Origin of the sequence: Aliiroseovarius sp. F20344, from assembly GCF_023016155.1 — a bacterium.
Classification (GTDB): Bacteria; Pseudomonadota; Alphaproteobacteria; order Rhodobacterales; family Rhodobacteraceae; genus Aliiroseovarius.
In genome coordinates, this window is record NZ_JALKBG010000003.1 from 720494 (window position 1) to 730000 (window position 9507).

Consider the following 9507-nt stretch of genomic DNA (forward strand, 5'->3'; position numbering starts at 1 on the left):
TGCAGTCCATGAGCGACAATGACTTCATAGGGGCAAAACTGATTTTGCTGATCGACGGGAAGCTCGTCTCGATTCTAAGGGATGATCGTTCAGATATTCCGTTTCCCGACATGTGGGACCTGCCCGGTGGCGGACCAGAGGGCAGCGAGAGCCCGGAAGCCTGTGTGCTGCGCGAAACCGAGGAAGAGCTTTCGTTGCGCATCGAGCCGGATCAGTTGATTTGGAAGAAACGCTTTGAAAGCCCGTTTGAGCCGGGGCGGCATTCATGGTGGTTCGGGGCCATCTTGCCCAGCGAAGCTCGAGATCAAATAAAGCTGGGAGACGAGGGCCAATGCTGGCGCTTTTTTACTCCAGAAGACTGGCTGAACGACCCGCGCGCGATTGCGCATTTCAAGCCGCGAGTTCAGGTGGGTTTAAAGGCGATTTCGCGCATTAGCAGTTGAAATTCGGGCATTTCATCCCCATCTATCAACCAGACGTGGACAGTGAAAGGCAATCTTAATGGACGAGATTATTACCGGTATGAGCGGCGGCAATATTGTTTTGCTACTGCTGGCCGCATTTCTAGTTATTACTGTACTTCGGGGCGTAAAAATCGTTCCGCAAAGTGAAAAATACGTGGTCGAGCGTTTCGGCCGCCTACAGTCCGTTCTTGGGCCGGGAATTAACTTTATCGTGCCGTTTCTGGATCGTGTGCGCCACAAGGTGTCGATCCTTGAGCGTCAGCTTCCGACAGCCAGTCAGGATGCGATCACCTCGGACAACGTATTGGTGCAGGTGGAAACCAGTGTGTTCTACCGCATTCTTGAGCCGGAAAAGACGGTATATCGAATCCGCGATGTAGATGCGGCGATTGCCACCACCGTGGCGGGCATCGTGCGTGCCGGCATTGGTGAAATGGAGCTGGATGAAGTTCAGTCCAACCGCCAGCAGCTGATCTCGCAAATCAAGCAACAGGTGGCAGACGCCGTGGATGACTGGGGTATCGAAGTAACGCGCGCCGAGATTTTGGACGTGAACCTTGATGCGGCCACCCGCGAAGCGATGTTGCAGCAGCTAAACGCCGAACGCGCCCGTCGTGCGCAAGTGACCGAGGCCGAAGGTACTCGTCGCGCCGTCGAGCTTCAGGCAGACGCCGAGCTTTATGCCGCGCAGAAAGAGGCCGAAGCCCGCCGTGTTTCTGCAGATGCCGAAGCCTATGCGACCGAAGTCGTGGCGAAAGCAATCAAGGAAAACGGTATCGAGGCCGCGCAATACCAGGTTGCCCTGAAACAGGTTGAAGCTTTGACCGCTGTGGGCGCAGGAGAAGGGAAGCAGACCGTGCTTCTGCCTGCCAACGCGCTGGATGCCTTTGGCGATGCGTTTAACATGCTGAAAGGAAAATCGTGATGCTTTGGTCAGTCTGGTGGGCGTGGATCGGTGGGGCGATCGCGCTAGTCATCCTCGAAATCCTCGCGCCGGGCTACATTTTCCTTGGCTTCGCGATTGGTGCAACGGCGGTCGGCGTGCTTCTGGCGCTCGGTGCAAGCCTTAGCCTGCCCATCCTGTTGGTGATCTTCGGCGCGGTGTCACTGTTGTCATGGTTGGGACTGCGGCTGTTCTTTGGTGTACGTAAAGGACAGACCAAAACCTGGGACACCGATATCAACGAGATGTAGGGCCTGCCGACCTATTGAAACGAAAACACCCCGCTCTGATCCGAGCGGGGTGTTTTGTTTTAGATCGCTGCAAGCTCGGCGAGCACAGCTTGTGCTGCTACGCGTGGGTCGGCGGCATTTCGGATCGGGCGGCCAACCACAATGTGGTCGGCCCCGTCCTTGATGGCTTGGGCTGGAGTTGCCACACGTTTCTGATCCCCAAGCTCCGCACCAGCAGGGCGTACGCCGGGGGTGACGATCAGCTTGCCTTCCGCTTCAGGAAGGGCGCGGATTAACGCAGCCTCTTGCGGCGATGCGATGACGCCATCGGCACCGGCCTCCATCGCGCGAGCGGCACGTTCCAGAACCAGATCCTGCACGTCGCCGGGCTTGATCAGGCCCGCATCCAGATCGGAGCGGTCTAGCGAAGTCAGGATGGTTACGGCCAGGATCTTCATGTCCTTGCCGCCTTTGCCTTCCGCCGCGGCGCGCACCACATGCGGGTCGCCATGCACGGTTAAGAAATCCAGATCAAACTGGGCCAGCCCACGCACTGCCGCCTCGACCGTATTGCCGATGTCGAAAAGCTTCATGTCCAGAAATATCTTCTTGCCAAACTCGTCCTTCAGCTCGTTCGCCAAGGCCAGCCCGCCGCCGGTCAGCATCCCCAACCCGATCTTGTAGAAATTCACGGCATCGCCAAGCGTTTCGGCCAGTTTCAGCCCTTCCAGCGCGTTGGGCACATCGAGGGCTACAATCAAACGATCATCGGTCATGTCTGGGGTCTCCGTTCCGGTTGGCGAGTTCCTACGCTTACGCGGCGAAAAACGCAAATCTGTCGCGCTTAATCGACTTGAATATCTCCCTCAAAACCCCATTTTAATCCCGAGGCCCAATAAGATGTGCTGCAAGGGCGGGCATCTGAACAATAGGGCGCTTGAAAAGGAGAGTGACATGGATTTGTCGAAGTTCACTGAACGGTCGCGCGGCTTCATTCAGGCTGCACAGACCATCGCCATGCGCGAAAACCACCAGAGACTGGTACCCGAACATTTGTTGAAAGCCCTCATGGATGATGAGGAAGGCATGAGCGCCAACCTGATCACCAAAGCAGGGGGCGCGCCGGATCGCGTACGCGCGGCTGTGGATGCGGCCATTGGCAAGCTGTCCAAAGTGACGGGCGATGGGGCTCAGGTCTATATGGATAATAAGACAGCCAGCGTGATCGACGAAGCGCAGAAGCTGGCCAAGAAAGCTGGCGATAGCTTTGTGCCGGTTGAACGCCTGCTGACAGCTTTGGCTGTCGTGAAATCCGGTGCGCGTGAAGCGTTGGATGCAGGTGCCGTGGATGCTATGAAGCTGAACGCGGCCATCAATCAGGTGCGCCAAGGCCGTACTGCGGACAGTGCAAGTGCCGAAGACAGCTATGAGGCGCTGTCGAAATACGCGCGCGACCTGACCGAGGCTGCCGCGGAAGGCAAAATTGACCCAATTATTGGGCGTGATGAAGAAATTCGCCGCACTATGCAGGTGCTTAGCCGCCGCACCAAGAATAACCCGGTTTTGATCGGGGAACCTGGCGTAGGTAAAACCGCGATTGCCGAGGGCTTGGCCTTGCGTATCATCAATGGCGACGTGCCCGAAAGCCTGCGCAACAAAAAGCTGATGGCGTTGGATATGGGTGCGCTGATTGCGGGTGCAAAATACCGCGGTGAGTTCGAAGAACGTCTGAAGGCGGTTCTGAACGAGGTTACCGATGCTGCCGGCGAAATCATCCTGTTCATCGACGAAATGCACACGCTAGTGGGCGCCGGTAAATCTGATGGTGCGATGGATGCGGCCAATCTGATTAAACCCGCGCTGGCCCGCGGTGAGCTTCACTGTGTCGGCGCTACGACGCTGGATGAATACCGCAAGTATGTCGAAAAAGACGCCGCACTTGCCCGTCGCTTCCAGCCTGTGATGGTTGAGGAGCCGACGGTCGAGGACACGATCTCGATCCTGCGGGGCATCAAAGAAAAATACGAGCTGCACCACGGCGTGCGGATTTCGGATAGCGCTTTGGTGGCTGCATCGACCCTGTCGCATCGATATATCACCGACCGTTTCTTGCCGGATAAGGCCATCGACCTTGTGGACGAGGCCGCCAGTCGTCTGCGGATGGAAGTGGATTCGAAACCAGAAGAGCTGGACGCTCTGGACCGTCAGATCCTGCAAATGCAGATCGAGGCCGAAGCGCTGCGTCTGGAAGATGACAAGGCGTCGAAAGAACGGCTTGAGAAGCTCGAGGCCGAACTGTCGGATCTGAATGAAAAGTCTGCGTCACTCACTGCCAAGTGGCAGTCCGAACGTGACAAGCTGGAAGGCGCACGCGAGCTGAAGGAACAGCTGGACCGCGCACGTGCCGAACTGGATGGTGCCAAGCGTGAAGGCAATCTGGCGAAAGCGGGTGAGCTGTCTTATGGCGTCATCCCTGAGCTTGAGAAAAAGCTCGAGGAAGCCGAAGGCGCTGAGGCCGACATGATGGTTGAAGAGGCCGTGCGTCCGGAACAGATTGCCTCGGTCGTCGAGCGTTGGACAGGTATTCCCACCTCGAAAATGCTGGAAGGCGAGCGCGAGAAGCTTCTGCGTATGGAAGAAGAGCTTGGCCGTCGTGTGATTGGGCAGGACTCGGCTGTGACCGCGTTGTCCAACGCGGTGCGCCGTGCGCGGGCTGGTTTGAATGATGAAAACCGCCCCTTGGGATCGTTCTTGTTCCTTGGGCCGACCGGCGTGGGTAAGACTGAGCTGACCAAGGCCGTGGCTGAGTATCTGTTTGATGACGACAGCGCGATGGTGCGCATCGATATGTCCGAATTCATGGAGAAACACGCAGTCGCCCGTCTGATTGGCGCGCCTCCGGGCTATGTCGGTTATGACGAAGGTGGCGTACTGACTGAAGCCGTGCGGCGTCGGCCCTATCAGGTCGTGCTGTTTGACGAGGTCGAGAAGGCGCACCCAGACGTGTTCAACGTGTTGTTGCAGGTTCTGGACGATGGTGTCCTGACCGACGGGCAGGGACGCACCGTGGACTTCAAGCAGACGCTGATCATCCTGACGTCGAACCTTGGCGCACAGGCGCTGAGCCAGCTGCCGGATGGGGCCGATGCCTCGGACGCGAAGCGTGACGTGATGGATGCGGTACGGGCACATTTCCGTCCCGAGTTCCTGAACCGACTGGATGAAACGATCATCTTCGATCGTCTCAGCCGCGAGGACATGGACGGCATCGTTGAAATCCAACTGGGCCGCCTGACCAAACGTTTGGGCCGCCGCAATATCTCGCTTCAGCTAGATGAAGCAGCCATGAAGTGGTTGGCCGATGAAGGCTATGACCCTGTCTTTGGCGCACGTCCGCTGAAGCGCGTGATTCAACGGGCACTTCAGAACCAATTGGCTGAGATGCTGCTGGCGGGCGATGTTATGGATGGAGATACCATTTCGGTCAGCGCCGGGGCCGACGGGCTGCTGGTCGGGGATCGGGTGTCGAGTTCAAACCGACAACCGCCCGAGGATGCGGTGGTGCACTGACTTAAGAAGTGTATGAGCCCGTCTTATCGGCGGGCTCTTACTTTTTTGGTGGAATGGCGGCATCGAGCCCATAGCGGCCATCATATTTTCGTCAGATTTTCCAGGCATCCTATATCCGGAAAGGCAGGATACGCGCATGAAGTACGTACAAGCAGCAATCGTTCTCGGCCTATTTGGCTGGCTCAGTTACGCCGTTTTTACCGATACGTTTCCAGGTGGCGACGGCGGCTCAAGCAAGACCCGCGCCCTGAGGGGTATGGTAACGTCTGCGACTGAGAAGTTTGGCGTGTTCGAGACCTCAATTGGCCTCGCTGTCTTTGGTATCCTTTTGGCCGCTTTCTTTCTGATGCGCAGAAATGAAGAAGACGAATACTGATTAAGTTCGGCCTTCGCCTACGCTCGCGAAGGCCCGGTTCGTCCCGCAAAGCCAAGGTAGGCCTAGGAAAGGTTCCCGCAATGTTGCGGTGTTACTCAACCACTGCTCACAGATTCGCAAAAAAACACGCCCGCCGATTTCCACCGGCGGGCGCTTACTTTTGTGAGTGGTGGGCTGAAGATCAGGTTTCGTTCGGGATGAGGCCAGCTTCCAGTGCAGCGGCCAGTTCCTCGGCGTCCAGCACGCCATCATCATTGGCATCTGCGGTCGAAAACGCCTCGGGCGTCAGGTCCGGGTGCATTGCAACGGCTTCATCTACCGTCACCACACCGTCACCATCGGCATCAATGCCTTCGGCAAAAGCGGCGGTTGCTGCGGTCATTACGATGACGCTGGTCAGTGTTGCGAGTTTCATGTGTAGCTCCATGAGTTAGGATTATGTCTGTTGCGCTTGAGTAAACGCAGGGGCAAGACAACACGGCGATCTGTGGGATGCAGGGGCAATCGAGAAAACGTATGAAACCGGCAGAGCATTGCGATTTTCATATCTACCGATAGGCGAAGATCGGCACGTGCAAACATCGGATGCGGTCGAAAGCGGGGCTCCACCGACCCTTGAACGGGTTTTCGGCAAGGCATTGCCCAACAATCCCCGTGTGCTGGAGTAAGCGGAAATCGCCACCGCCGAATCCCCTCAACGTAAAAGTCAGCATCTGTGTCTTTCCCCCACGGATCAGCGCGTTACACTTGCGGCCAACACGGAGGAAATGTGATGCAGTCGATGTTCTGGGCGATCGAGCTTTTGGCGCAGGTTTTGATATTTGCAGTTGGCGTTTTGCTGGCGGTTATCATTGTGCTGTTTCTTGTTGATCGGTTCCAAACACATGATGCGGTGCGCAGGAACTATCCGGTGATTGGGCGTTTCCGGGCGTTGTTCTCAAATCTAGGTGAATTCTTCAGACAGTATTTCTTTGCGATGGATCGTGAAGAACTGCCCTTCAACCGCGCGCAACGTCATTGGGTCGAACATACAGCGGCCGGGCACAGCAATACCTTGGCCTTTGGATCGACCCGGAACCTGAATGTGGTGGGAACGCCGGTTTTCGTGAATGCCGCATTTCCACCTTTGGACAATCAGTTCGCGCAAACTGCACCTATGATTGTCGGCCCCAACGCGCGTTCGCCTTATGAGGCGCGGTCCATCTTTAATCTGTCCGGAATGAGCTATGGTGCCTTATCGCGGCCCGCGATCGAGGCTTTGTCTATCGGCACCGCCAAGGCCGGTGTGTGGATGAATACCGGAGAGGGCGGCATGTCCCCGTTTCATCTGACAGGCGGTGGTGACATCGTGTTCCAAATTGGCACGGCGAAATATGGTGTGCGTGATCACGATGGGAATCTCTCGGATGACAAATTGCGCGAGGCTGCGGGGCATCCCGAGGTTAAGTTGTTCGAATTGAAACTGGCGCAGGGGGCGAAGCCGGGCAAGGGTGGTATTCTGCCCGCCGAGAAGGTGTCGCCCGAGATTGCCGATATTCGAGGCATTCGCGAGGGTGAGGCCTCGATCTCGCCTAACCGGCATCCTGAGATTGATGATTGGGATGATTTGCTGGACATGTTGGCCCACATTCGTGAGGTCACCGGGAAACCAGTCGGGTTTAAAACTGTTGTGGGTGCGACCCAACCCTTCGAGGATTTGTTTGACCGGATCACGGCGCGCGGTCCCGACGCCGCACCTGACTTCATTACGATTGATGGCGGCGAAGGGGGGACCGGGGCTGCCCCCATGCCGCTGATGGATTTGGTTGGCATGCCCATCCGCGAAGCTCTGCCGCTGATCGTTGATCTGCGGGACAAACATGGGCTGCACGATCGGATCAGGATCGTGGCGTCAGGTAAACTGGTCAATCCGGGTGATGTGGCCTGGGCGATTTGCGCTGGAGCGGATTTTGTCGTCTCGGCGCGCGGTTTCATGTTCTCGCTTGGCTGCATTCAGGCGCTGAAGTGCAACAAGAACACCTGCCCGACAGGCATTACCACGCACGATCCCCGTTTTCAGAAAGGTTTGGTTCCGGAGGACAAATGCATAAAGGTCGCGCGCTATGCCAAAGGTATCGTGAAAGAGGTCGAAACCATCGCGCATTCCGTCGGGGTGGCTGAACCCCGCCAGATGCGTCGCCGTCACGTGCGATTGATGCAGGACAACGGGCGGTCGGTGCCTATGAACGAAATCTATCCCTCGGTCCAGTTGCCGGCAGAGTGAATTGTTACAATCCTCTGGCGCGGACGTGAGCCATTGTGCTTTGGCTTTGTGCGCTCGGCATCTTAGATCAGAATAAGATCAAAAGACGAGGTGCCCGCGATGGCCTATAAGAATGTGCTGAAATATTCGGATGTGACGCCCAAAGCGGACTATATGAATCGCCGCCAGTTGATGGGTGGGGCCGCAGGGTTGTTTGCCGGCATGGCAATCGGCCCGGCGTTGGGTGCGTCGAAGTATTCGACCGATGCTGAACCAAATACGTTTGAAGAGATCTCGGGCTACAACAACTTTTATGAGTTTGGCACAGGCAAAGAAGATCCTGCACGTAATGCCCATCGTCTGACGATTGACCCTTGGTCTGTTCAGATAGATGGCATGGTCGACAAACCGGGCAGCTATGGGCTTGAGGATATTCTGAAGGCCGTCACGCAAGAGGAACGTATCTATCGTTTCCGCTGTGTTGAGGCCTGGTCGATGGTGATCCCGTGGTATGGATTCGAGCTGAACCAGCTTCTGAAAATGGCGGGCGTGCAATCCGGCGCGAAGTATGTGGCGTTTGAAACGCTTGTGCGCGAAGAAGAGATGCCGGGCATCCGCTCGGTCAATATCGAGTGGCCGTATCGCGAAGGCCTGCGTCTGGACGAGGCGATGCACCCGCTGACCATTATGGCGACCGGCATTTATGACAAGCCCATGCCGAAGCAAAACGGTGCGCCGTTGCGTCTGGTGGTGCCGTGGAAATACGGGTTCAAATCGATCAAGTCGATTGTGCGCGTCACACTGACCGATAAGCAGCCGCAAACCACATGGAACATGTTGCAGCCGCGCGAGTATGGATTCTATTCGAACGTTAACCCCGAGGTCAGCCACCCACGCTGGTCACAAGCCACCGAGCGCACGATTGGTGGTGGGGTGTTTGCCAAGCGCAAAGAGACTTTGATGTTCAATGGCTACGAACAAGAAGTCGCGGGCCTGTACTCTGGCATGGATCTGGCCAAGAATTTCTGATGGGTGTCGTTGATCACATCAATACTGCTGCGCGTAAGGTGCCGGTTTGGGGTGTCTATGCGGCGGGCCTGCTGTGGCCTGCTTGGTTGTTTTACTTGGCAGTAAGCGGTGCAATAGGCATCGACCCGGTCAAGTCACTTGAGCACGAGCTGGGCGAGCTGGGTCTTCAGGCCCTGATTTTCGGGTTGGCGATCACGCCACTCAGGTCAATTATCGGTATCAACCTGATCCGTTTTCGGCGGGCCATCGGTGTTCTGACCTTCTACTTTGTCTCGGCGCATCTTTTGGTGTGGCTCGTTCTGGATGTTCAGATCCTGTCCGAGATCTGGAAGGACATCGTCAAGCGGCCCTACATTACTGTGGGCATGGCGGCATTCATTCTGATGACGCCTTTGGCGATCACTTCGAACAATATGTCTGTCCGCAAGTTGGGGCCACGGTGGCGCAAGCTTCATAAGCTGGTCTACCCAAGCGCGGCGCTGGGCGGCATTCACTACATTATGGTTGGCAAGACGTGGGAGCTGGAGTCACTTCTATATATGGCCGTCATTCTCTCGCTTCTGGGCTGGCGAGTATATGACTCGCGCCGAAAACAGCGTGCGCGTGATTTGCCGACCCGCGATTCAGCCAATCCTGCTTAGAACCTGGCAAGC

10 protein-coding genes are annotated in these 9507 nt (G+C 56.6%); 8 read left to right on the forward strand and 2 right to left on the reverse strand.

Annotated features, from left to right (window positions below):
• Positions 1-8: 8 nt before the first annotated feature.
• From MWU55_RS04045 to MWU55_RS04055, 3 genes are read left to right on the forward strand one after another with little or no spacing between them, the layout of a single operon-like run.
• Positions 9-443 (forward strand): NUDIX hydrolase, encoded by a 435-nt coding sequence (locus MWU55_RS04045; RefSeq protein ID WP_246934447.1) that lies wholly within the window; start codon positions 9-11, stop codon positions 441-443.
• Positions 444-501: 58 nt separating this feature from the next.
• Positions 502-1389 (forward strand): SPFH domain-containing protein, encoded by an 888-nt coding sequence (locus MWU55_RS04050; RefSeq protein WP_246934448.1) that lies wholly within the window; start codon positions 502-504, stop codon positions 1387-1389.
• Positions 1389-1658, forward strand: a complete 270-nt coding sequence (locus MWU55_RS04055) for a hypothetical protein (protein ID WP_246934449.1) — start codon at positions 1389-1391, stop codon at positions 1656-1658. The genes MWU55_RS04050 and MWU55_RS04055 overlap by 1 nt, the downstream gene beginning before the upstream one ends.
• Before the next feature lie 59 nt (positions 1659-1717).
• On the opposite strand, the gene pyrF is transcribed toward MWU55_RS04055, so the two are convergent.
• Positions 1718-2413: an orotidine-5'-phosphate decarboxylase gene (gene pyrF, locus MWU55_RS04060; protein ID WP_246934451.1), complete on the reverse strand. Its 696-nt coding sequence runs from the start codon at positions 2411-2413 to the stop codon at positions 1718-1720.
• Between the two features lie 178 nt (positions 2414-2591).
• On the opposite strand from pyrF, the gene clpB reads away from it, so the two are divergent.
• Positions 2592-5207: an ATP-dependent chaperone ClpB gene (gene clpB / locus MWU55_RS04065; protein ID WP_246934453.1), complete on the forward strand. Its 2616-nt coding sequence runs from the start codon at positions 2592-2594 to the stop codon at positions 5205-5207.
• 136 nt (positions 5208-5343) lie between these two features.
• On the forward strand, positions 5344-5583 hold the full coding sequence (locus tag MWU55_RS04070) for a hypothetical protein (RefSeq protein ID WP_246934454.1): 240 nt from the start codon (positions 5344-5346) through the stop codon (positions 5581-5583).
• Positions 5584-5764: 181 nt separating this feature from the next.
• Here MWU55_RS04070 and MWU55_RS04075 read toward each other — a convergent pair whose 3' ends face one another.
• Positions 5765-5998, reverse strand: a complete 234-nt coding sequence (locus MWU55_RS04075; RefSeq protein ID WP_246934456.1) for an EF-hand domain-containing protein — start codon at positions 5996-5998, stop codon at positions 5765-5767.
• 357 nt (positions 5999-6355) lie between these two features.
• On the opposite strand from MWU55_RS04075, the gene MWU55_RS04080 reads away from it, so the two are divergent.
• The 3 genes from MWU55_RS04080 to msrQ all read left to right on the forward strand — a co-directional run bounded on the left by MWU55_RS04080 (position 6356) and on the right by msrQ (position 9495).
• The gene (locus MWU55_RS04080) at positions 6356-7846 is read left to right on the forward strand and encodes an FMN-binding glutamate synthase family protein (protein WP_246934457.1); all 1491 of its coding nucleotides are present in this window, start codon (positions 6356-6358) and stop codon (positions 7844-7846) included.
• A gap of 99 nt (positions 7847-7945) precedes the next feature.
• A complete protein-coding gene (msrP, locus tag MWU55_RS04085) occupies positions 7946-8854 on the forward strand; it encodes a protein-methionine-sulfoxide reductase catalytic subunit MsrP (protein WP_246934459.1) in 909 nt (302 codons plus the stop codon).
• Positions 8854-9495, forward strand: coding sequence for a protein-methionine-sulfoxide reductase heme-binding subunit MsrQ (gene msrQ / locus MWU55_RS04090; RefSeq protein WP_246934460.1), 642 nt, complete (start codon positions 8854-8856; stop codon positions 9493-9495). The genes msrP and msrQ overlap by 1 nt, the downstream gene beginning before the upstream one ends.
• The last annotated feature ends 12 nt before the right edge of the window (positions 9496-9507 follow it).

Bases quoted from the DNA above. Each gene is read 5' to 3' on its own strand.
- MWU55_RS04045 (WP_246934447.1), top strand. From the start codon at position 9: ATGAGCGACAATGACTTCATAGGGGCAAAACTGATTTTGCTGATCGAC.
- MWU55_RS04050 (WP_246934448.1), top strand. From the start codon at position 502: ATGGACGAGATTATTACCGGTATGAGCGGCGGCAATATTGTTTTGCTA.
- MWU55_RS04055 (WP_246934449.1), top strand. From the start codon at position 1,389: ATGCTTTGGTCAGTCTGGTGGGCGTGGATCGGTGGGGCGATCGCGCTA.
- pyrF (WP_246934451.1), bottom strand. From the start codon at position 2,413: ATGACCGATGATCGTTTGATTGTAGCCCTCGATGTGCCCAACGCGCTG.
- clpB (WP_246934453.1), top strand. From the start codon at position 2,592: ATGGATTTGTCGAAGTTCACTGAACGGTCGCGCGGCTTCATTCAGGCT.
- MWU55_RS04070 (WP_246934454.1), top strand. From the start codon at position 5,344: ATGAAGTACGTACAAGCAGCAATCGTTCTCGGCCTATTTGGCTGGCTC.
- MWU55_RS04075 (WP_246934456.1), bottom strand. From the start codon at position 5,998: ATGAAACTCGCAACACTGACCAGCGTCATCGTAATGACCGCAGCAACC.
- MWU55_RS04080 (WP_246934457.1), top strand. From the start codon at position 6,356: ATGCAGTCGATGTTCTGGGCGATCGAGCTTTTGGCGCAGGTTTTGATA.
- msrP (WP_246934459.1), top strand. From the start codon at position 7,946: ATGGCCTATAAGAATGTGCTGAAATATTCGGATGTGACGCCCAAAGCG.
- msrQ (WP_246934460.1), top strand. From the start codon at position 8,854: ATGGGTGTCGTTGATCACATCAATACTGCTGCGCGTAAGGTGCCGGTT.